The following is a 24,887-nucleotide window of genomic DNA, read 5'->3' on the forward strand; positions in this document are numbered from 1 at the left end:
CCCACCATGGTCATTGCGTGCGGCGCACGCTGTTGCATATATACCGTACGCAGTACGTTCACCGGCGTCAACCGCGCCCAAAGAGAAAGGCACGGACCTCCCGGCCGACGAACGCTGGGGTGCGATCGCCGTCCGGGGGCCCGTGCCTGACGGGTGGGGGTTCGGCGGGTGGTCAGTACCTCTGCGGCTGGGTCCGGTCCGTCAGCATCGCGGCCTGCGCGTGGCTCGTGGTCCCGGCCTGCCAGGAGTCGGGCGTCTGCTGCGCGACCACGGTCGACTCCGACTCCTGGTCGGCCTGCGGGGCGTTGGGCACCTTGCGCAGGGCCACGGTCACGAACAGCATGCCCAGGATGACCACGGCGCCGGCCGCGACGGCCGCCAGGTTGAGGCCGTGCGTGAAGGCGTCACGGGCCACCTTGAGAACGGTCCGACCGGTCTCGCCGGGCATCTTCTGCGCCGCGACGATCGCGCCGCCGAGGGTGTCGGGAGCCGTGTTGTAGGCCTCCTTGGGCAGTCCGCTGGGCAGCTTGTCCTTGACGTCGTTGCCGTAGACGTAGGCGCCGACGCTGCCGAGCAGGGCCATACCGAGCGAACCGCCGAGCAGCGAGCCCGTCTCGAGCACCGCGGTGCCCGAACCGGCCTCCTCCTCGTTGACGTTGGCGACCAGCATGTCCGTGCACTGGCCCAGGACCGAGACCAGACCGCCGGCCTGAAGGCTCATCGCCACCAGCATCAGCCACAGCGGCGACCCGGCGTCCAGCTGCGACATGATCGCGAAGCCGCCCAGCGCCATCGCGAAGCAGCCCGCGGTGATGGACGAGCGCCGCACGCCCTTCTCCAGGAACCCGACGGTGGCCGGCTGGACGATCATCACGCCCACCGAGGGCACCAGGCTCCACAGCGCCGCGTTCAGCGGAGTGCGGTCCTGCACCGACTGGAGGTACTGCGCGGTGAAGACGGTGAAGCCGATGAGCGCGAAGGAGCCGATGAGCTTGGTGATCACCGCACCGCTGACGGCCCGCCGACGCAGCAGCGACATGTCCAGCATCGGGTGGTCGGAGGCGCGCTGCCGGATGGCGAAGGCGATCAGGCTGACCACACCGATGGCGATGCAGGCCAGGCGCAGGGAGTCGGCGCCGTTGGCCGCGATCTCCTTGATGCCGTAGATGAGCGGGAACAGACCGATGATGGTGAGCAGCGATCCCAGCACGTCGAACTTGCCGGCCCGCGGGATCTTGGACTCCGGTAGCAGCATCGGAGCCGTGATCAGCAGCATCACCATGAACGGCACGTTGATCAGGAAGATCGAACCCCACCAGAAGTGGGCGAGGAGCAGACCGCTGAGCACCGGGCCCGCGGTCACACCCGTGCCGAGCGTGCCGACGAAGATCGCGACCGCCTTGGTGCGCTCCTTCGGGTCGTGGAACATCACGCGCAGCAGCGCCATGGCCGTGGGCTCTAGGGTCGCGCCGCCGACGGCCTGGAAGATGCGGGCGAAGATGAGCATCTCCGAGCTCTGGCTGTAGGCCGCGATGATCGAGCCGACGCCGAAGACGAGGGCGCCCAGCATCAGCAGCTTGCGGCGGCCGATCCGGTCACCGATGGAGCCCATCGTGATGTAGAGGCTCGCCAGCACGAAGCTGTACGCGTCGAACATCCACAACTGCTGGGTGGCGCTGGGCTCGAGCTGTTCGGTGATGTTCGGAACTGCGAAGTACACCACCGACATGTCCATCGACACGAGCAGCAGGGCCAGCATGAGCACACCTAGTGCGGTCCACTCCTTCCGGCCGGCCTTGCGAGTGACTTCAGGCATGTTCGATGCCTCCCGTGATCGGATCGAGCCTTTTACTGCGTGCGGCGCACGCGGCACTGTGTAGACCATACGCAGAACCAGGGAGAGGGTCAATCGGATCAGGAGAGATCGGAGTTGACGGCATCGCGGCTGTGCGCTGACAGGCCGCCAGGGGGCGCGAGATGGTCGGTCCCGCCCCGTCCCGCACGGCGGTTTCGTGGCTAGCCCTTCCCCTAGCAGACTCCCCGCCGGGCTTGACGCAGAGCCTTATCCGAAACCATAGCCGTGCCGCGTCGTGGCCGAACGAGGGTAATTCCGCCGCTCAAGTGGAACTCGAGAAGCACTTCGATCACAGGGCATCGCGGATGGCCGGAAAGAGTCGTCCCAACGGCCGCTCCAGCGGCCCGGAATCACCGAATCCGAACCCGTTCGAGCAGGTCAGGCAGCAGTTGCCAGCTCCACGAGGGGCGACGGACGACAAGGTGCACCGCAGACCCAGGGAAGGCGGAGCCGGTCCCGCGATTTGACGGACGGCTTCTCGCCATACTCACAACGCCGCGGATTCCAGGGGAATTCGAGTCGTGCTCCAGCGAAATTCAAGCGATTCCCCAGCGGAATTACCACCGCCTCGGCGAGCGGATTCGAGCGGGGCCCTTCAGAGGCTCTTGAGGTAGTCCGTCATGACCTCGTGGAAGGCCTCCGGCTCCTCCAGGTGCGGGAGGTGGCTGGAGTTCTCGAAGATCACCCAGCGCGAGTCGGGGATGAGCTCGTCGTACGGCCGGACGGTCTTCGGCGTGGCCTCGTCGTGGCGGCCGGACAGGACCAGCGTGGGCACGGCGATGTCCGGCAGGCAGTCCTCCACGCCCCAGTCCTTCAGCGTGCCGACGACATGGAACTCGCTGGGGCCGTTCATGGCGTAGTACACCGTCGGGTCGTTGTAGACCTCGTAGAACGAGGCCCGGTACTCCCGCGGCCACGGCTTGAGGCGGCAGACGTGCTTCTCGTAGAAGGGCGTCATCGCCTCGTAGTACTCCTCGTTGTCCGTCGTCCCGGCGGCCTCGTGGCGCAGCAGCGTCTCGTTGACGCCGGGCGGCAGGTCGGCGCGCAGCACCGCCATCTCGGACAGCCACAGCGGGTAGGAGGCGGGCGAGTTGGCGATGACGAGGCCGCGCAGGCCGGCGGGGCGGGCGGCGGCGTGCTTGGCCACCAGCAGGCCGCCCCAGGACTGTCCGAAGAGGATGTAGTCGTCGGCGATGCCCAGCTCGGTGAGCAGGTTGTCGAGTTCGGCGAGGAACAGGTCCACGGTCCAGAAGTCCGGGCCGCTGCCGGGCAGATGCGTCGATCCGCCGTTGCCGATCTGGTCGTAGTGCACGACCGGACGGCCGTCCTCGGCGAGCCGGGCCAGCGGCAGCAGGTAGTCGTGCGTGGAGCCCGGGCCTCCGTGCACCACCACGACGGGCGCGAGGCCCGAGCCGAGGTCGCCGGTGACGCGGTACCAGGTCTTGTACTCGCCGAAAGAAACGGTTCCCTTGGCGCTCGGGGCCGGCGTCATGGTCCTCACCTTCTTCACCTGTATGGGATGTTCTGGGGGGTTGTCGGCGACCCTAGGACGGGCGCCCGGCCCGGGCCGCCCCTAGAGCACCCCTGACAGCCACTCCTGCACGGTCCGCGCGGTCTGGCCCGCCTCCTCCTCCACGATGGTGAAGTGGTCGCTGGGCACGGAGCGGTAGGTGTGCCCGGCGTTCCAGGGCCGGGCCTTCCAGGAGTCGTCGGCGGCGTCGGCGAGGAAGCTGCGTTCGGCGCCCACGAACAGCACCGGGGTGTCGACGGCGTCCAGCGAGAACAGCGGGAGCAGGTCGAAGTAGGCGCGCATGGCGGACAGTCCCGCCGAGTCGAACAGGCCGTACTGGGAGTCGCGTTCGACGAGCGCGGCGGACATCTGCTCGAACACCTGGGCCTGCATGCCGCCGCCCGCCTCCTGTGTCACCACGTAGGTGTCCACCAGGACGACGCCGGCCGCGGGTGTGCCGAGTTCGCGCTCCAGGCAGGCCGCGGTCCCGTAGGCGAGGAGCCCGCCGGAGGAGTAGCCGAACAGGACGAACGGCTCGCCCTCCGCGGCCTCCAGCGCGGCGTGCGCCAGTGCCGAGGTCAGCGCGCCGACCGAGGCGGGCAGGTTCTCGCCACGTTCGAAGCCGGGCGAGGGCAGGCTGGTCACGGGGCGTACGTCCCTGAAGTGCGAGGCCAGCCGGGCGTGCTGGTGCGTGCCGCCGGTGGCCATGGGGGTGCCGAGGCAGATCAGCCGCGGCCGGGCCGGGCCGTCCGCCAGCCGCACCGGGCGCAGCGGGGCGGCGAGCTCGCGGTGGCTGTCGAAGGTCGGCCGCAGATCGGCGACCGCGCGCAGCAGACCGAACGCCTTGGTGGTCTGGCCCTCCAGTACGGTGCGGCGGAAGAGGCCGGTCACGGTGTCCTCGTCGCCCTGGGCCGTCCGGCCGCCCGGCGCGCCGGCCGCGGGCGCCGTGTCGTCGAACCGGTCGAGCGCCTCCACGAGTTCGCGGGCCAGCCCGGCCGGGGTCTTGCTGTCGAACACGGCCATCGGCGGCAGGTCGAGCCCGAGGGCGGAGTTGAGCGCGCCACGCAGCTCCATGGCGCTGAGCGAGTCCACGCCCGCCTCCAGGAAGTCCCGCTCGGGCGCGATGGCGTCCACGGAGGCGTGTCCGAGGACGCGGGCGGTGTGCTCGAGCACCAGCGCCAGCAGGGCCTCCTCGCGGTCGGCCGGCTCCAGTGCGGCGAGCCGTCCGCGCAGCGCCGACGGGTCCGCCTTGGACCGGGCGGTACGACGCTTCGTCACCCGCACCAGGCCCTTGAACAGGGCAGGCAGCTCCTCGCCCGCCGAGCGCAGGGCCTTCAGGTCGAGGCGGATGGGGACGAGGGCGGGTGCGGGAAGTGTGCCGACGGTGTCGAACAGCTCCAGCCCCTCCTCGGGGGTGAGCGCGTGCACGCCGGTGCTGTTCATCCGGTCGAGGTCGGCCTGGCTCAGCTCACCGGCCATGCCGCCGCCCCACAGGCCCCAGGCGAGGGACTGCGCGGGCAGGCCCTGGGCCTGCCGGTGCGCGGCGAGCGCGTCCAGGAAGGCGTTGGCGGCGGCGTAGTTGCCCTGGCCGGGGTTGCCGAAGACACCGGCCGCGGAGGAGAACAGGACGAAGGCGGAGAGGTTCTTCTCGGCGGTGAGTTCGTGCAGGTTGAGGGCCGCGTCCACCTTCGGGCGGAGCACCTTGTCGAGGCGTTCGGGGGTGAGGGAGGAGATCACCCCGTCGTCGAGGACACCGGCCACGTGCACCACCGCCGACAGGTCGACATCGGCGATCAGCGCGGCCAGCGCCTCGCGGTCGGCGGCGTCGCAGGCGGCCACCGTAACCTCGGCACCCAGAGCGGTCAGCTCCGCCGTCAACTCGGCCATGCCCGGGGCCTGTTCGCCTCGGCGACTGGTCAGCAGCAGACGACGCACACCGTGCTCGGTCACCAGGTGCCGGGCGAACAGCCCGCCCAGGGTGCCGGTGGCACCGGTCAGCAGCACCGTGCCCTCGGCGGAGAAGCGGGGCCCGGTGGCGGGGTCGGTGGCGGGGTCGGTGGGAGCCGGCGTACGGGCGAGGCGGGCGCCGTGGACGGTACCGCCCCTCACGACGGTCTGCGGTTCGCCGGTCGCCAGGGCGAGGGAGACGGCGGAGTCGTCGCCGTCCGCGTCGACCAGGACGTAGCGACCCGGCTCCTCCGACTGCGCCGAGCGGACCAGACCCCACACGGCTGCCCCGGCCAGGTCGGTGACGTCCTCCCCGGGAAGCGCCACCGCACCCCGAGTGACGAACACCAACTTCCCTTCCGCTGACTGTAGTTGAGCCAGCGCATGGTGCACCGCCGCCCGTACCGCCTCGGCGTCCGTGCCGGGGGTGGTGCGCAGGACCGTCACGTCGGTGGGCGCCGTACCGTTCACCTGAGCGGCGGGCAGGGGCACCCAGTCGAGTTGGAAGAGCGATTCGTGCGCCTGCGACTGCGCGGAGGCGAGCCGGCCGGCGGAGATCTCCCGCAGTGCGAGGGATTCCACGGTGGCCACCGGCAGGCCTTCCTCGTCGGCGACCCGGAGGGCCACGCCGTCGGCACCGGCGGGCGAGAGCTGCAGGCGGACCCGGGTGGCACCCGAGGCGTGGAAGGACACACCCGTCCACGCGAAGGGCAGCCGTGCCGAACGGTCGCCCTCACCGGACTCCCGCAGCCCTATGGCGTGCAGGCATGCGTCCAGCAGCGCCGGGTGCACCCCGTAGCCCTCGACGCCCGTCTCCTCCGGCAACGCGATCTCCGCGTAGACGTCCTCACCGGAGCGCCAGGCGGCCGTCAGACCCTGGAACACCGGCCCGTACTCCAGACCCGCCTCCGCCAGCCCGTCGTACAGACCCTCCACATCCACCGACTCCGCGCCCGTCGGCGGCCACTGCACCAGGTCGAAGACGGGCTCGGCTGCGGCGGCGGAGAGGGTCCCGGTGGCGTGCAGGGTCCACTGGACGTCGTCGGGGTCGTCGGTACGGGTGTACAGCCGCACGGCCCGGCGCGTCCCGGACTCGTCCGGCTCGTCGACGACTACGTGCACCACGGCGCCGCCGCTCTCCGGCAGCACCAGCGGCGCCTGCAACGTCAGTTCCGCCAGCCGGTCGCAGCCGACCCTCTCACCGGCGGCCAGCGCCAGCTCGACCAGTCCGGTACCGGGGAAGAGGATGGTGCCGCCCACGGCGTGGTCGGCCAGCCACGGCTGCGACGAGACCGACAGCCGGCCCGTCAGCACCACGGCGTCACTTTCGGCAAGGGGCACGGCGGCGCCGAGCAGCGCGTGACCGGCCGGTTCCAGACCGGCCTGCGACAGCCCGCCCCCCAGTTCGGCGGCGACCCACGACTCGGCCAGGTAGTCCAGGGTGTGGAACCAGTAACGCTCCCGCTGGAAGGCGTACGTCGGCAGGTCGACGCGCCGGGCGCCCGTGCCCGTGTAGAACGCCGTCCAGTCGACCGTCCCGCCGCGCACCGCGATCCTCGCGACCGCGGAGACCAGCTCGCGGGCCTCGTCGCGATCGCGGCGCAGGCTGGGCACGAAGGTTCCGTCGGTGGTCTGCCGGCCCATCGCGGTCAGGACCGCGTCGGGGCCGAGTTCGAGGTACGTGGTGACGCCGTTGTCCGCCAACACCCCTACGGCGTCGGCGAAGCGGACGGCCTCGCGGACGTGGCGGACCCAGTACTCCGGGTCGGCCAGCTTCGCGGCGGTCGCGGACTCGCCGGTGAGAGTGGAGACGATCGGAATCGACGGGGTGCCGTACTCCAACTCCCGTGCGACGGCGCGGAAGTCGTCGAGCATCGGTTCCATCAGCGGGGAGTGGAACGCGTGGGAGACCTTCAGGCGGGTCGTCTTACGGCCCTCGGCCTCGAAGTGCGCCTTGATACGGAGGGCTTCGGCCTCCACGCCGGAGACGACCACTGAGTTGGGGCCGTTGACGGCGGCGATGCCGATGCCTTCGGCCAGGAGAGGACGTACCTCGTCCTCGGTGGCCTGGACGGCGACCATCGCACCGCCCTCGGGCAGCGCCTGCATCAGACGGCCGCGTGCCGTGACCAGCTTCGCCGCGTCCGCCAGGGAGAAGACACCGGAGACGTGGGCGGCGGCGAACTCGCCGATCGAGTGACCGGCCAGATAGTCCGGCCTGACACCCCACGACTCCACCAGCCGGTACAGCGCCACCTCGATGGCGAACAGCGCGGGCTGGGTGAACTCGGTGCGATTGAGCCGGTCCGCGTCCTCACCCCAGACCACCTCCCGCAGCGGCAGGTTGATCTCGGCGAGCACCGCGTCGAAGGCCTCCGCGAACACCGGGAAGGCGTCGTACAGCTCCCGCCCCATGCCGATCCGCTGCGCCCCCTGCCCGGTGAACAGGAACGCGGTACGACCGGCCCCCCGCACACCCCCCTGCACCACACCCGCAGCCGACTCGCCCTCCGCCAACGCGGTCAGACCCGCCAGCAGTTCCTCCCGGTCCGTGCCCACCACGGCTGCCCGGAAGTCGAGGGCGGTGCGGGTGCTGGTGAGGGAGTGGGCGATGTCGAGGGGGCGCAGGTCGGGGTGGGTGTCGAGGTGGGTCTTCAGGCGCCGGGCCTGGTCGTGGAGGGCCTGTTCCGTCTTGCCGGAGAGGAGGAGGGGGACGGCGGGGAGGGCGCGGTCGCCGGTCGTGGGTTCCTCGGGTTCGGGTTCCGGGGCCTGTTCGATGATGACGTGGGCGTTGGTGCCGCTGATGCCGAAGGAGGAGACACCGGCGCGGCGCGGGCGGCCGGTCTCCGGCCAGGGACGGGACTCGGTCAGCAGGCGGACCTGGCCGGATTCCCAGTCGACCTGCGGGGTCGGCTCGTCCACGTGCAGGGTCGGAGGCAGGACGCCGTGGCGGATGGCCTCGACCATCTTGATGATGCCGCCGACGCCGGCCGCCGCCTGGGTGTGGCCCATGTTCGACTTCAGTGAGCCGAGCCAGAGGGGACGGTCCTCGGGACGGTCCTTGCCATAGGTCGCGAGCAGGGCCTGCGCCTCGATCGGGTCGCCGAGCGTGGTGCCGGTGCCATGGGCCTCGACCGTGTCGATGTGGTCGGGGGCGAGCTGGGCGTTGGCGAGTGCCTGACGGATGACACGGACCTGGGAGGGACCGTTGGGCGCGGTCAGGCCGTTGCTCGCGCCGTCCTGGTTGACGGCGACGCCGCGGACGACCGCGAGGACCGGGTGGCCGTTGGCGCAGGCGTCGGAGAGGCGTTCCACGAGCAGCATGCCCGCGCCCTCGCCCCACGCCGTGCCGTCCGCGGCGGCGGCGAAGGACTTGCACCGGCCGCTGCGGGACAGGCCTCGCTGCCGGCTGAACTCGACGAAGGTCTCGGGCGTCGCCATCACACAGACGCCGCCGACGAGGGCGAGTGAGCAGTCACCTGAACGCAGCGCGTGCACGGCGGAGTTGAGGGCGACCAGGGACGAGGAGCAGGCGGTGTCCATCGTCACCGACGGCCCTTCGAGGCCGAGGGCGTAGGAGACGCGGCCGGAGGCGATGGAGCCGGTGTTCGCGTTGGCCGCGTAGTCGTGGTACATCATCCCGGCGAAGACGCCGGTGGCCGAACCCTTCAGCGTGGCCGGGTCGATGCCGGCCCGTTCGATCGCCTCCCAGGCCGTCTCCAGCAGCAGCCGCTGCTGCGGGTCCATGATCAGGGCCTCGTTCGGCGCGATACCGAAGAGGGACGGGTCGAAGTCGGCGGCGTCGTGCAGGAAGCCGCCCTGACGGACGTAGGTCGTGTTGGGGCGCTGTGCCTCGGGGTCGAAGAGCTGGTCGGCGTCCCAGCCCCGGTCGACGGGGAACTCCGACACCGCGTCCACCCCGTCGGCGACCAGCCGCCACAGGTCCTCGGGGGTCTGCACGCCTCCGGGGTAGCGGCAGCTCATGCCGATGATGGCGATCGGTTCGCGGAGCGTCGCGGTGAGCTTCTTGTTCTGTGCGCGCAGCCGCTCGGTCTCCTTCAGCGCCGACCGGAGCGCGTCGACGAGCTTGTTCTGGTCAGAGCCGGCCATTACGCATCTCCCGATTCCCCGCCGCTGAGCGCCAGGCTGATGAGGCTTTCGGCGTCCATGTCGTCGATCGAGCCCTCCCAGGCCTCGTCGGCCTCGTCCGGTTCGGTCAGTGCGTCGCTGACGCCGCCGAGTTCGAGCAGGGCGTCCAGCAGACCCGCGTCCCGCAGCCTGCTGAGCGGAATCGTCTGCAGGACCGCGCGGATCTGGGTCTCGCCCGACCCCTCAGCGTTGCCGTCACCGCCCGATTCCGGGACGAGTTCCGCTCGTATGTGGTCGGCGAGGGCCCTGGCGTTGGGGTAGTCGAAGACCAGCGTCGGCGGCAGCCGCAGTCCGCTGAGGGCGTTAAGCACGTTGCGGAACTCCACCGCGCTGAGCGAGTCGAAGCCCAGCTCGCTGAAGGCCCGGTCCGGGTCGATGGCATCCGCACCGGCGTGGCCGAGGATCGTCGCCGCGTGCTCGCGCACGGTCTCCAGCAGCAGCGCTTCCCGCTCCGCGGGGGAGAGGCCGGTGAGGCGCTGCTTGAGGACGTTCGCCGAGGCGGGGTCGGCACCCGCCGCCGCGGCGCGCCGGGCGGGGGTGCGGACCAGGCCCTTGAACAGGGCGGGCAGCTCCTCGCCCGCCGAGCGCAGCGGCTTCAGGTCGAGGCGGATCGGCACGAGCGCGGGCGCGGGGACCGTGCCCGCCGTGTCGAACAGGGCCAGGCCCTCAGCGGCCGACAGCGCGTGCACGCCGGTGCGGTGCATGCGCTCCAGGTCGGCCTGGTTCAGTTCACCGGCCATGCCCTCGGCGTCGTCGCCCCACAGGCCCCAGGCGAGGGACTGCGCGGGCAGGCCCTGGGCCTGCCGGTGCGCGGCGAGCGCGTCCAGGAAGGCGTTGGCGGCGGCGTAGTTGCCCTGGCCGGGGTTGCCGAAGACACCGGCCGCGGAGGAGAACAGGACGAAGGCGGAGAGGTTCTTCTCGGCGGTGAGTTCGTGCAGGTTGAGGGCCGCGTCCACCTTCGGGCGGAGCACCTTGTCGAGGCGTTCGGGGGTGAGGGAGGAGATCACCCCGTCGTCGAGGACACCGGCCACGTGCACCACCGCCGACAGGTCGACGTCCGCGATCAGCGCGGCCAGCGCCTCGCGGTCGGCGGCGTCACAGGCGGCCACCGTCACCTCGGCACCCAGAGCGGTCAGCTCCGCCGTCAACTCCGCCATGCCCGGGGCCTGTTCGCCTCGGCGACTGGTCAGCAGCAGACGACGCACACCATGCTCGGTCACCAGGTGCCGGGCGAACAGCCCGCCCAGGGTGCCGGTGGCACCGGTCAGCAGCACCGTGCCCTCGGCGGAGAACACCGGGTTCTGCTCGTCCACGGCCACCGGTGTACGGGCGAGCCGGGCGCCGTAGGCCGTCGTGCCGCGCACGACCACCTGCGGTTCGCCGGTCGCCAGAGCCAGGGACACGGCCTCGTCCGCTCCGGCCTCGTCGGTGTCGACCAGCAGGAAACGGTCGGGGGACTCGGATTGCGCCGAGCGGGCCAGGCCCCAGACGGCGGCTCCGGCCAGGTCGGTGACGTCCTCGCCCGGCAGCGCGACCGCACCGCGGGTGACGATCACCAACCGGCCATCGGCTGACTGAAGTTCGGCGAGCGTCCGGTGGACCTCGGTGCGTACCGTCTCCGCGTCCGCTCCGGGGGTGGTGTGCAGTACGGCCACGTCACCCGGCACCGGTCCGCTCCGCGCCGCCGGCAGTCGCACCCAGTCCAGCTGGAACAGCGACTCGTGGAACGCCGACCGGGCCGCCGCCAGCTGGTCGGCGGAGATCTCCCGCAGGGCGAGCGCCTCGACACTGGCCACCGTACGGCCCGTGCCGTCGGCGACGGTCAGCGAGACCGCCTCGCCCGTGAAGGTGAGCTTCAGCCGGACCCGGGTGGCACCCGAGGCGTGGAAGGACACACCCGTCCACGCGAAGGGCAGCCGCGCCGAACGGTCGCCCTCACCGGACTCCCGCAGCCCTATGGCGTGCAGACAGGCGTCCAGCAGCGCCGGGTGCACCCCGTAGCCCTCGACACCCGTCTCCTCCGGCAACGCGATCTCCGCATACACGTCCTCACCGGAGCGCCAGGCAGCCGTCAGACCCTGGAACACAGGCCCGTACTCCAGACCCGCCTCCGCCAGCCCGTCGTACAGACCCTCCACATCCACCGACTCCGCACCCGCCGGCGGCCACTGCACCAGGTCGAAGACGGGCTCGACTGCGGCGGCGGAGAGCAGACCCACGGCATGGCGCACCCAGGGCTCGTCGGCGCCCTCGGCACGCGAGTGGATGCCGACCGGCCGGGCGCCCGACTCGCCGGGCGCCCCCACGGACACCTGGACCTGGACACCGCCCCGCTCGGGCAGCACCAGCGGCGCCTCCAACGTCAGCTCCTCCAGCCGGTCGCAGCCGACCTCGTCGCCGGCGCGGATGGCCAGCTCGACCAGTCCCGTGCCCGGGAAGAGGACGGTGCCGCCCACGGCATGGTCGGCCAACCACGGCTGCGACGAGACCGACAGCCTGCCCGTCAGGACCACGCCGTCGCTGTCGGCCAGTGTCACGGCCGCGCCGAGCAGCGCGTGCCCGGAGGAGCCGATGCCCATCTCGGACAGGGCGGTACCCGTCTCGGGGATGCTCTCCAGCCAGTACGTGCCGCGCTGGAAGGCGTACGTAGGCAGCCCCTCCAGCGAGCGGGCGCCGGTGCCGGCGTAGAACGCCGTCCAGTCGGGCGTGACCCCGGCGACGTGCAGCCGGGCCACGGTGGCCAGCAGTGCGGGCACCTCCGGGCGGTCCTTGCGGAGCGCGGCCGTCAGTACCGCCGTCTCCGACTCGACCGACTGCTGCGCCATCGCGGTCAGCACACCGTCGGGGCCCAACTCCAGGAAGCGGGTGACCCCCTCCGACTCCAGCACCTTCACCGCGTCGGCGAAACGGACCGCCTCGCGGACATGGCGGACCCAGTACTCCGGGTCAGCCAGCTCGCCGCCGGTCACCAGGGCACCGGTGAGAGTGGACACGATCGGGATCGACGGGGTGCCGTACTCCAACTCCCCTGCCACCGCACGGAAGCCGGCCAGCATCGGCTCCATCAGCGGCGAGTGGAACGCGTGCGAGACCTTCAGACGGGTCGTCTTACGGCCCTCGGCCTCGAAATGCGCCTTGATACGGAGGGCTTCGGCCTCCACGCCGGAGACGACCACCGAGTTGGGGCCGTTGACGGCCGCGACGCCGATACCGTCCGCCAGGAGAGGACGTACCTCGTCCTCCGTGGCCTGCACGGCCACCATCGCACCACCCTCGGGCAGCGCCTGCATCAGACGACCACGCGCGACCACCAGCTTCGCCGCGTCCGCCAGCGACAGCACCCCAGAGACATGCGCGGCGGCGAACTCACCGATCGAGTGACCGGCCAGATAGTCCGGCCTGACACCCCACGACTCCACCAGCCGGTACAGCGCCACCTCGATGGCGAACAACGCGGGCTGAGTGAACTCGGTGCGATTGAGACGGTCCGCGTCCTCACCCCAGACCACCTCCCGCAACGGCAGCTCGATCTCGGCGAGCACCGCGTCGAAGGCCTCCGCGAACACCGGGAAGGCTGCGTGGAGTTCACGGCCCATGCCGATCCGCTGCGCCCCCTGCCCGGTGAACAGGAACGCGGTACGACCGGCCCCCCGCACACCCCCCTGCACCACACCGGCCGCCGACCGACCCTCCGCCAACGCGGACAGGCCCGCCAGCAGTTCCTCCCGGTCCGCGCCCACCACGGCCGCCCGGAAGTCGAGGGCGGTGCGGCGGGTTGCGAGGGAGTAGGAGACGTCCAGGGGGCGCGGGGCGGGGCCGGACTCGACGTATGCCCGCAGGCGTGCGGCCTGGGCGCGCAGGGCCTCCGGGGTTTTGCCGGAGAGCGGCCAGACGACCGTGGCGGGAGTCGTGCCCGAGTCCTCGGCGCGGGCCTCCGCACGGTCCTCGGCAGGGGCCTGTTCGATGATGACGTGGGCGTTGGTGCCGCTGATGCCGAAGGAGGAGACACCGGCGCGGCGGGGGCGGCCGGTCTCGGGCCAGGGCTGGGACTCGGTCAGGAGCTTGACGTTGCCCTCGGTCCAGTCGACCTGCGGGGTGGGTTCGTCCACGTGCAGGGTCGGGGGCAGGACGCCGTGGCGGATCGCCTCGACCATCTTGATGATGCCGGACACGCCGGCCGCGGCCTGCGTGTGGCCCATGTTCGACTTGATGGAGCCCAGCCAGAGCGGCTGGCCCTCGGGACGGTCCTTGCCGTAGGTCGCGAGGAGGGCCTGCGCCTCGATCGGGTCGCCGAGGGTCGTGCCGGTGCCGTGCGCCTCGACCGCGTCGACGGCGTCGGTGGTCAGGCCCGCCGAGGCCAGCGCCTGACGGATCACCCGACGCTGGGAAGGACCGTTCGGTGCCGTCAGGCCGTTGCTCGCACCGTCCTGGTTCACCGCCGAGCCCTTGACGATGGCGAGGACGGGGTGGCCGTGGGCGCGGGCGTCGGAGAGGCGCTCCAGCAGGAGCATGCCCACGCCCTCGCCCCAGGCGGTGCCGTCGGTCGAGGCGGCGAAGGACTTGCAACGGCCGTCGGGAGCGAGCCCCCGCTGACGGCTGAACTCCACGAACGCCTCCGGCGTCGCCATCACCGCCACACCGCCAGCCAACGCCAGCGAGCACTCACCCGACCGCAGCGCCTGCGCCGCCAGATGCAGCGCGACCAGCGACGACGAGCACGCGGTGTCGACCGTCACCGAGGGGCCTTCGAGACCGAAGGTGTAGGACACACGGCCGGACGCGACGGATCCGGTGTTCGTGTTGTCCTGGTAGTCGTGGTACATCATCCCGGCGAAGACGCCGGTCGCCGAACCCTTCAGCGTGGCGGGGTCGATGCCGGCCTGTTCGATCGCCTCCCAGGAGGTCTCCAGCAGCAGGCGCTGCTGCGGGTCGATGGCCAGGGCTTCGTTCGGGGAGATGCCGAAGAAGTCGGGGTCGAAGTCGCCGGCATGGTGCAGGAAGCCGCCGTGCTTGACGTAACTGGTGTTGGGCCGCTCGGAGTCCGGGTCGTACAGCTCGTCGATGTTCCAGCCGCGGTTGACCGGGAACTCCGACACCGCGTCCACCCCGTCGGCCACCAGCCGCCACAGATCCTCGGGCGTCTCCACCCCTCCCGGGTAACGGCAGCTCATGCCGACGATCACGATCGGATCGTCGCCGCCGGTCACGGCCACGGTGGTGGCCGCGCCGACCGGGTCGTCGCCGGTTCCGGTGACCTCCTGGGCCAGATGGCGGGCGAGCACGGCCGGGCTCGGGTAGTCGAAGACGAGGGTGGCGGGCAGCCTCAGGCCGACGGCCTCGCCGAGCCCGTTGCGGAACTCGACCGCGCTGAGCGAGTCGAAGCCCAGCTCGCTGAAGGCCTGTTCGGGGTCGATGGCCTCCGGTCCGGCGTGGCCGAGGATCGCGGCGGCCGTGGACCGGACGAGGCCGAGGATCTCCGCCTCCTGCGCCTCGGGTGACAGCCCGGCGAGTCGTTGGGCGAGGGCCGATCCGGCCCCGGCACCCGCCGTGCCGCTGACCACACGGCGGGCGGGGCGACGGACCAACGCGCGGAACAGCTCGGGCAGTTCGCCGGCTCCGGCGCCGAGCGCCCGGACGTCGAGGCGGATGGGGACGAGCGCGGGTGCGGGAAGCGCGCCCGCCGTGTCGAACAGGGCCAGACCCTGCTCGGGAGTGAGCGCGTGCACGCCTGTGTCGCTCATCCGGTCGAGATCGGCCTGGCTCAGCTCACCGGCCATGCCGCCGCCCCACAGGCCCCAGGCGAGGGACTGCGCGGGCAGGCCCTGGGCCTGCCGGTGGGCGGCGAGGGCGTCCAGGAATGTGTTGGCGGCGGCGTAGTTGCCCTGGCCGGGGTTGCCGAGGGTGCCGGCGGCCGAGGAGAACAGGACGAAGGCGGAGAGGTTCTTGTCGGCGGTGAGTTCGTGCAGGTTGAGGGCCGCGTCCACCTTCGGGCGGAGCACCTTGTCCACCCGCTCCGGGGTGAGCGATGCGATCACGCCGTCGTCCAGGACACCGGCCACGTGCACCACACCGGACAGATCGACGTCGGCGATCAGCGCGGCCAGCGCCTCGCGGTCGGCGGCGTCGCAGGCGGCGACGGTCACCTCGGCACCCAGAGCGGTCAGCTCCGCCGTCAACTCCGCCATACCCGGCGCCTGTTCACCTCGGCGACTGGTCAGCAGCAGACGACGCACACCATGCTCGGTCACCAGGTGCCGGGCGAACAGCCCGCCCAGGGTGCCGGTGGCACCGGTCAGCAGGACCGTGCCCTCGGCGGAGAACCCCGACGCGGGCCGTGCGTCGTCGTCCCGCGCCACCGGGGTGCGCACGAGCCGGGCGCCGTACACGGCACCGTCCCGCACGACGACCTGGGACTCCCCCGACGCGAGCGCCAGGGAGACCGCTGCGTCGCCGTCCTCGTCCACGTCGACGAGGACGAAGCGGTCCGGGTCCTCCGACTGCGCCGAGCGGACCAGGCCCCACACGGCGGCCCCTGCCAGGTCGGTGACGTCCTCACCCGGCAGCGCGACCGCACCGCGCGTTACGACCGCCAGCCGTCCGGCAGCCGAGCGCAGTTCGGCGAGCGCCCGATGCACCGCCGACCGCACCGCGTCCGCGTCCGCACCCGCCGTACTGCGGAGCACCACCACATCACCCGGCGTCGAAGCATGCGTCCGCACCCCCGGCAGTCGTACCCATTCCAGCTGGAACAAGGACTCGTGGAACGCCGGCCGCGCCGCCGCCAGCCGGTCCGCCGCCACTTCGCGCAGGACCAGCGAACCGATCGTCGCGACCGGACGGCCCTGGTCGTCGGCCACCGCCAGGGCGACACCCTCGGCGCCCTCGCGGAAGAGCCGGACCCGGAGTCGGGTGGCGCCGGTGGCGTGCAGGGAGACACCGGTCCACGCGAAGGGCAGGCGGGTGGTCTCGGCACCGCCCGCCATCAACCCGGTCGCGTGCAGGCAGGCGTCCAGCAGCGCCGGGTGCAGCCCGAACCCGTCGACGACCGTGTCCTCCGGCAGCGCGATCTCCGCGTAGACGTCCTCACCGGAGCGCCAGGCGGCCGTCAGCCCCTGGAACACCGGCCCGTACTCCAGACCGGCCTCCGCCAGCGTCTCGTACAGGCCGGTCAGGTCGACCGGCTCGGCGCCACGCGGCGGCCACTGGGTCAGATCGAAGGCGGCGGGCACCGGGGCGGACAGCAGACCGGTCGCGTGGCGCGTCCAGACCTGCTCCTCGTCGTCGGTGCGCGCGTAGATGTTCACGTCCCGGGTGCCGTCGTCGGTGGCGGCGCCCACCACCACCTGTACGGCGGCTCCGCCCCGCTCGGGCAGCACCAGCGGCGCCTCCAGCGTCAGCTCCTCCAGCCCGTCGCAGCCGACCCGTTCACCGGCGGTGATCGCCAGCTCGACCAGTCCGGTGCCCGGGAAGAGGATGGTGCCGCCCACGGCGTGGTCGGCCAGCCACGGCTGGGACGAGACGGACAGCCGACCCGTCAGGACCACGCCGTCGCTGTCCGGCGACGCCACCACGGCACCGAGCAGTGGATGCGCCGCCCGGTCGAGTCCGGCAGAGGTGACCCCGCCGGTGTCCGCGCCCGCCCATGCCTCGGCCCAGTACTCCAGCGCGTCCAGCCAGTAGCGCTGCCGCTGGAAGGCGTACGTCGGCAGGTCGACGCGCCGGGCTCCTGTGCCCGTGTAGAACGCCGTCCAGTCGACCGTGCCGCCCCGCACCGCGATCCGGGCGACGGCCGAGACGACCTCGGCCGCCTCGGGCCGGTCACGGCGGAGCGCGGGCACGAACACGGCGTTGTCGGCGGACTGCTGGCCCATCGCGGTCAGTACGGCGTCCGGACCCAGCTCCAGGAAGCGGGTGACACCCTCCGACTCCAGCACCTTCACCGCGTCGGCGAAGCGGACCGCCTCGCGGACGTGGCGGACCCAGTACTCGGGATCCCCCAGCTCCGCGGCGGTCGCGGACTCGCCGGTGAGGGTGGAGACGATCGGAATCGACGGGGTGCCAAACTCCAACTCCTGTGCCACCGCGCGGAAGTCGTCGAGCATCGGCTCCATCAGCGGGGAGTGGAACGCGTGGGAGACCTTCAGGCGGGTCGTCTTACGGCCCTCGGCCTCGAAGTGCGCCTTGATCCGCAGGGCTTCGGCCTCGACGCCGGAAATTACCATCGCCGTAGGTCCGTTGACAGCCGCTATGCCGATGCCCTCGGCCAGCAGCGGACGTACCTCGTCCTCGGTGGCCTGCACGGCGACCATCGCACCGCCCTCGGGCAGCGCCTGCATCAGACGGCCGCGTGCCGTGACCAGCTTCGCCGCGTCCGCGAGGGAGAGCACACCGGAGACGTGGGCGGCGGCGAACTCACCGATCGAGTGACCGGCCAGGTAGTCCGGCCTGACACCCCACGACTCGAGCAGCCGGTATAGGGCCACCTCGATGGCGAACAGCGCGGGCTGAGTGAACTCGGTGCGGTTGAGACGGTCCGCGTCCTCACCCCAGACGACCTCCCGCAGCGGCAGCTCGATCTCGGCGAGCACCGCGTCGAAGGCCTCCGCGAACACCGGGAAAGCGTCGTACAGCTCCCGCCCCATGCCGATCCGCTGCGCCCCCTGCCCGGTGAACAGGAACGCCGTACGACCGGCCCCCCGCACACCCCCCTGCACCACACCCGCAGCCGCCCGGCCCTCCAGGAACGCGGTCAGGCCCGCCAGCAGTTCTTCGCGGTCCGTGCCCACCACCGCGAGGCGGCGGTCCATGGCGGCTCGGTCGGCGGCGAGGGAATAGGCGACGTCGACGGGGCGCAGGGCGGGATCGTTCGCCACGTGGGCCCGCAGGCGTTCGACCTGGCCGCGCAGGGCCTCGTCCGTCTTCGCCGACAGCAGCCACGGTACGGCGGGGAACTCCGCCCCGGTCGCGGGCTGCTCAGAGGTGGGTTCCGGGGCCTGTTCGATGATGACGTGGGCGTTGGTGCCGCTGATGCCGAAGGAGGAGACACCGGCGCGGCGGGGGCGGCCGGTCTCGGGCCAGGGCTGGGACTCGGTCAGCAGACGGATGTTGCCCTCGGTCCAGTCGACCTGCGGGGTGGGTTCGTCCACGTGCAGGGTCGGGGGCAGGACGCCGTGGCGGATCGCCTCGACCATCTTGATGATGCCCGAGACACCGGCAGCCGCCTGGGTGTGGCCCATGTTCGACTTGATGGAGCCCAGCCACAGGGGCCGGTCCTCGGGACGGTCCTTGCCGTAGGTCGCGAGGAGGGCCTGCGCCTCGATCGGGTCGCCGAGAGTCGTGCCCGTGCCGTGCGCCTCGACCGCGTCCACGTCGTGGGTGGTCAGGCCCGCCGAGGCCAGCGCCTGACGGATCACCCGGCGCTGGGAAGGGCCGTTCGGTGCCGTCAGGCCGTTGCTCGCGCCGTCCTGGTTGAGGGCGGTGCCGCGTACCACGGCGAGGACGGGGTGGCCGTGGGCGCGGGCGTCGGAGAGGCGCTCCAGCAGGAGCATGCCCACGCCCTCGCCCCAGGCGGTGCCGTCGGTCGAGGCGGCGAAGGACTTGCAACGGCCGTCGGGAGCGAGCCCCCGCTGACGGCTGAACTCCACGAACGCCTCCGGCGTCGCCATCACCGCCACACCGCCAGCCAACGCCAGCGAGCACTCACCCGACCGCAGCGCCTGCGCCGCCAGATGCAGCGCGACCAGCGACGACGAGCACGCGGTGTCGATGGTGACGGCCGGCCCCTCGAGGCCGAAGACGTACGAGACGCGGCCGGAGGCGATGGCGCCGGTGCCGCTGTTCGCCGCGTAGTCGTGGTACATCATCCCGGCGAAGACACCGGTCGCCGAACCCTTGAGCGTGGCGGGGTCGATGCCGGCCCGTTCGATCGCCTCCCAGGAGGTCTCCAGCAGCAGGCGCTGCTGCGGGTCCATGCCGAGTGCTTCGTTCGGGGAGATGCCGAAGAAGGCCGGGTCGAAGTCGGCCGCGTCGTGCAGGAAGCCTCCGTGCTTGACGTAACTGGTGTTGGGCCGCTCGGAGTCCGGGTCGTACAGCTCGTCGATGTTCCAGCCGCGGTTGACCGGGAACTCCGACACCGCGTCCACCCCGTCGGCCACCAGCCGCCACAGATCCTCCGGCGTCTCCACCCCTCCCGGGTAACGGCAGCTCATGCCGACGATCACGATCGGATCGTCGCCGTCGAGCGCGGTGGTGGCGGCCTGTGTGGCCGCGGGCGCGTCCGCGTCCTGGCCGGACAGCTCCTCCAGGATGTGGCGGGCCACGTCGACCGGGCTCGGGTAGTCGAAGACGAGGGTGGCGGGCAGGCGTAGGCCGGTGTCGTCGTTCAGGCCGTTGCGCAGATCGACGGCGGCAAGGGAGTCGACGCCGAGGTCCCGGAAGGCGCGCTCGGGCTCGATCGCCCGGGCGTCGGCGAAGCCGAGGACGACGGCCGCCCGGTTGAGCACGAGGTCGAGCAGCGCCTGCTGCCTTTCCTCGGCGGGCAGTACGGCGAGCCGCTGCTTCAGGGTGCCGGTCTCGGTCTTCGCGGTGCCCGCGCTGCGGCGGCGCCGGGTGCCGGCGGGGACGAGGGCACGCAGCAGGGCGGGGACGTCCTCGCCCTGGGAGCGCAGTGCGGCCAGGTCGAACCTGACGGGGACGAGGGTGGCCTCGGTGCTGCGCTGGGCGGCGTCGAAGAGGGCGAGCCCCTCCTCCGGGGCGAGGGCATGGATGCCACCCTGCGAGATCCGGCCGCGCTCCGTCTCGTCGAGTGTGTCGGCCATGCCCCCGGCCCACAGGCCCCAGGCGAGGGAGCGCGCGGGCAGGCCGGTCGCCTTGCGGTGGGCGGCGAGGCCGTCGAGGAAGGCGTTGGCGGCGGCGTAGTTGCCCTGGCCGGGGGCGCCGAGGGTGCCGGAGCCGGAGGAGAACAGGACGAAGGCGGTGAGGTTCTTGTCGGCGGTGAGTTCGTGCAGGTTGAGGGCCGCGTCCACCTTCGGGCGGAGGACCTTGTCCACCCGCTCCGGGGTGAGGGAGGAGATGATGCCGTCGTCCAGGACACCGGCCACATGGACCACCGCCGACAGGTCTACGTCGGCGATCAGCGCGGCCAGCGCCTCGCGGTCGGCGGCGTCGCAGGCGGCCACCGTCACCTCGGCACCCAGAGCGGTCAGCTCCGCCGTCAACTCGGCCATGCCCGGGGCCTGTTCGCCTCGGCGACTGGTCAGCAGCAGACGACGCACACCGTGCTCGGTCACCAGGTGCCGGGCGAACAGCCCGCCCAGGGTACCGGTGGCACCGGTCAGCAGCACCGTGCCCTCGGCGGAGAACACCGGGTCCTGCTCGTCCAGCGGGACGGGCGTACGGGTCAGGCGGGCGCCGTGGGCGGTCGTGCCGCGCACGACGACCTGCGGCTCGCCGGTCGCCAGGGCGAGGGAGACGGCGTCCTCGGCGCTGCCCCCGTCCACGTCCACGTCCACGAGGACGAAGCGGCCCGGGTCCTCGGCCTGCGCCGAGCGGACCAGACCCCATACGGCCGCACCCGCCAGGTCGGTGACGTCCTCGCCCGGCAGCGCCACCGCGCCCCGCGTGACGATCACCAACCGGTCCTGCGCGGACTGCAGTTCGGCCAGCGCGCGGTGCACCGCCGACCGCACCTCCCCGGCGTCCGTGCCGGGAGCGCCGGCGTAGACGGCGGTGGCCGGGCCGGCGTCGGACGGGACGGCCGGAAGGGGCGTCCACTCGACGTGGTACAGCGAGTCGTGGAAACCGGTCCGGGCGGCGGCCAGTTGCTCCTCGGATATCTGCCGCAGCACCAGGGACTCGACCGTGGCCACCGGACGACCGCCTGAGTCGGCGATGGCGAGGGCGACGCCCGAACCGGTGGGCGTCAGCCGTACCCGCACGGCGGCCGCTCCCGCGGCGTGCAGGGTGACCCCCGACCAGGCGAAGGGCAGCGCGGCCTGCCCGCCGGTCACCCCGGTGAAGCTCACCGCGTGCAGGGCGGCGTCGAGGACGGCGGGGTGCAGACCGAGCCGCTCCGCGTCCTTGTGGCCCTGCTCGGGGAGGGTGACCTCCGCGTAGACGGTCTCGCCGTCGCGCCATGCGGCCTTCAGGCCCTGGAACACCGGGCCGTACTGGAGACCGAGCCCCGAGAGGTCCTCGTACAGCCCGGCCACATCGAGGGGTTCGGCGCCAGGGGGCGGCCACTGGGTCAGGTCGAAGCGCCCCTGGTCCGCGCCGCGCGCCAGCACACCGGCGGCGTGCCGGGTCCACGGGGCCTCCTGCGAGGGGCGGGAGTGGACGGTCAGCGTGCGGGTGCCGGAGCCGTCTGCCGCCCCCACGGCGACCTGGACCTGGACCGCGCCGCGCTCGGGCAGGGCGAGCGGGGCCTCGAGGGTCAGCTCCTCCAGGACGTCGCAGCCGACCTGGTCACCGGCCCGGACGGCCAGTTCGACGAAGCCGGTGCCGGGGAACAGGACCGTGCCGCCCACCACGTGGTCGGCCAGCCACGGCTGCGCGGACGTCGACAGCCGGCCGGTCAGCACCACGCCGTCCGTGTCGGCCAGCGTCACGGCCGCGCCGAGCAGCGGGTGGTCGGCCGCGTCGAGCCCGGCGGAGGCCACGTCGCCGGCGCCGTTCTCGGGGGTGATCCAGTAATGGCCGCGCTGGAAGACGTAGGTCGGCAGTTCGACGCGGGCCGCGCCGCGCCCGGCGAAGACGCCCGCCCAGTCGACGGGGACACCGCGCGCATGCAGCTGTCCGGCCGCCGTGAGCACGGCGGCGGCCTCCGGGCGGTCCTTGCGGAGCGCGGCCGTCAGTACCGCCGTCTCCGACTCGACCGACTGCTGCGCCATCGCGGTCAGCACACCGTCGGGGCCCAACTCCAGGAAGCGGGTGACCCCCTCCGACTCCAGCACCTTCACCGCGTCGGCGAAACGGACCGCCTCGCGGACATGGCGGACCCAGTACTCCGGGTCAGCCAGCTCGCCGCCGGTCACCAGGGCACCGGTGAGAGTGGACACGATCGGAATCGACGGGGTGCCGTACTCCAACTCCCGTGCGACGGCGCGGAAGTCGTCGAGCATCGGCTCCATCAACGGCGAGTGGAACGCGTGCGACACCTTCAGGCGGGTCGTCTTGCGGCCCTCGGCCTCGAAGTGCGCCTTGATACGGAGGGCTTCGGCCTCCACGCCGGAGACGACCACCGAGTTGGGGCCGTTGACGGCGGCGATGCCGATGCCTTCGGCCAGGAGAGGACGTACCTCGTCCTCGGTGGCCTGGACGGCGACCATCGCACCGCCCTCGGGCAGCGCCTGCATCAGACGGCCGCGTGCCGTGACCAGCTTCGCCGCGTCCGCCAGGGAGAAGACACCGGAGACGTGGGCGGCGGCGAACTCGCCGATCGAGTGACCGGCCAGATAGTCCGGCCTGACACCCCACGACTCCACCAGCCGGTACAGCGCCACCTCGATGGCGAACAGCGCGGGCTGAGTGAACTCGGTGCGGTTGAGACGGTCCGCGTCCTCACCCCAGACCACCTCCCGCAACGGCAGCTCGATCTCGGCGAGCACCGCATCGAAGGCCTCCGCGAACACCGGGAAGGCGTCGTACAGCTCCCGCCCCATCCCGATCCGCTGCGCCCCCTGCCCCGTGAACAGGAACGCCGTCAGGCCGTCGGAGGCGACCCCGCGCAGTACATCGGAGCGGGTCTCGTCCTGGGCGAGGCCGGTGAGGGCGGTGACGGCGGCGGCGCGGTCCTCGGCGAGGACGACCGCGCGGTGTTCCAGTGCGGCACGGGTGGTGCCGAGGGAGTGGCTCAGGTCGAGGGCGCCCAGGTCGGCGCGCTCTTCGACGTAGGCGGCGATCCGCTCGGCCTGGGCGCGCAGGGCGTCGGCGCTGCGGGCGGAGACCGTCCAGGGCAGCGGGACACCGGCCGGCCAGGCGACCGGTGCCGGGACCGGGGCCTGGTCGGCCTCGTCCTCGGCGGGTTCGGGTGCGGCGGGCGGCTCCTCCAGGATGAGGTGGGCGTTGGTGCCGCTGACGCCGAACGCCGAGACGGCGGCGCGGCGCGGGTGTTCGCCGCGCGGCCAGGGGCGCTCCTCGGCGAGCAGGCGGACGTTGCCGGCGCTCCAGTCGACGTGGGTGGAGGGCTGGTCGATGTGCAGGGTGCGCGGCATGGTCGCGTGCCGCATCGCCATGACCATCTTGATGATGCCGCCGACGCCGGCGGCGGCCTGGGCATGCCCGATGTTCGACTTCAGGGAGCCCAGCCACAGGGGACGGTCGTCGGAGCGGCCCTGGCCGTAGGTGGCGAGCAGGGCCTGCGCCTCGATCGGGTCGCCGAGCGTGGTGCCGGTGCCGTGCCCCTCGACCAGGTCGAGCTGGGTGGCGGAGATCCCGGCGGTGCTGAGCGCCTCACGGATGACCCGCTGCTGGGAGGGGCCGTTGGGGGCGGTGAGGCCGTTGCTGGCGCCGTCCTGGTTGATCGCGGAGCCCTTGATGACGGCGAGCACCGGGTGGCCGTGCGCGCGGGCGTCGGAGAGGCGCTCCAGTACGAGGATGCCGGCGCCCTCGGCCCAGCCGGTGCCGTCGGCGGCGTCGGCGTAGGCCTTGGCGCGGCCGTCGGCGGCCAGGCCGCCCTGCCGGGCCATGCCGATGAACGGGCCGGGCGTCGACATCACCATGACGCCGCCCGCCAGGGCGAGGCTGCACTCGCGTTCCCGCAGGGCCTGGGCGGCGAGGTGGACGGCGACCAGGGAGGAGGAGCAGGCGGTGTCGACGGTCACCGACGGGCCCTCGAGGCCGAGGGTGTAGGAGACCCGGCCGGCGATGACGGCGGCGACCGCGGCGGTGCCCATGAAGGGGCCGGCCGCCTCGGGGGCGGCGTTGAGCAGGTCACCGTAGTCCTGGAAGCCGGAACCGGCGAAGACGGCGACCTGGCCGCCGCGCACCTTGTCGGCGGGGACGCCGGCCCGTTCCAGCGCCTCCCAGGACAGTTCCAGCATCAGCCGCTGCTGCGGGTCCATGGCCACGGCCTCGCGCGGCGAGATCCCGAAGAAGGCGGGGTCGAACTCGGCGGCGCCGTCGATGAATCCGCCGCGGCGGGCGAAGTCGACGTCGTCGACGGAGTCCAGGTTCCAGCCGCGGTCGGCCGGGAAGGGGCCGACCGCGTCGACGCCCTCGGCCACCAGCCGCCACAGCTCCTCGGGGGAGGCGACCCCGCCCGGGTAGCGGCAGCTCATGGCCACGATTGCGATCGGGTCCTGCTCCCTGGCCTCGTACTCCTGGAGCCTGCGGCGGGTCTGGGCCAGGTCGGCCGTGACCCGCTTGAGGTACCCGAGGAGCTTCTGATCGTCAGCCATCTGCCCGCCTCGCAACATCCTTTGGGATACG

The 24,887-nt window shown here is 72.3% G+C and carries 4 protein-coding genes; all 4 read right to left on the reverse strand.

All coding sequences use genetic code 11. The features are described 5' to 3' along the window. Positions 1 to 172 precede the first annotated feature (172 nt). The 4 genes from ACH45E_RS35590 to ACH45E_RS35605 all read right to left on the reverse strand — a co-directional run bounded on the left by ACH45E_RS35590 (position 173) and on the right by ACH45E_RS35605 (position 24,871). On the reverse strand, positions 173 to 1,816 hold the full coding sequence (locus ACH45E_RS35590; RefSeq protein ID WP_361457678.1) for an MFS transporter: 1,644 nt from the start codon (positions 1,814 to 1,816) through the stop codon (positions 173 to 175). A gap of 634 nt (positions 1,817 to 2,450) precedes the next feature. After that, positions 2,451 to 3,347: a proline iminopeptidase-family hydrolase gene (locus ACH45E_RS35595; protein ID WP_361457675.1), complete on the reverse strand. Its 897-nt coding sequence runs from the start codon at positions 3,345 to 3,347 to the stop codon at positions 2,451 to 2,453. 81 nt (positions 3,348 to 3,428) lie between these two features. Continuing rightward, positions 3,429 to 9,437, reverse strand: a complete 6,009-nt coding sequence (locus ACH45E_RS35600) for an SDR family NAD(P)-dependent oxidoreductase (protein ID WP_399042274.1) — start codon at positions 9,435 to 9,437, stop codon at positions 3,429 to 3,431. Then, the gene (locus ACH45E_RS35605) at positions 9,422 to 24,871 is read right to left on the reverse strand and encodes an SDR family NAD(P)-dependent oxidoreductase (RefSeq protein WP_399042276.1); all 15,450 of its coding nucleotides are present in this window, start codon (positions 24,869 to 24,871) and stop codon (positions 9,422 to 9,424) included. Before ACH45E_RS35605 ends, ACH45E_RS35600 begins: the two co-directional genes overlap by 16 nt. Positions 24,872 to 24,887 lie beyond the last annotated feature (16 nt).

Origin of the sequence: Streptomyces sp. NPDC020299 (assembly GCF_044387825.1) — a bacterium.
Taxonomy (GTDB): domain Bacteria; phylum Actinomycetota; class Actinomycetes; order Streptomycetales; family Streptomycetaceae; genus Streptomyces.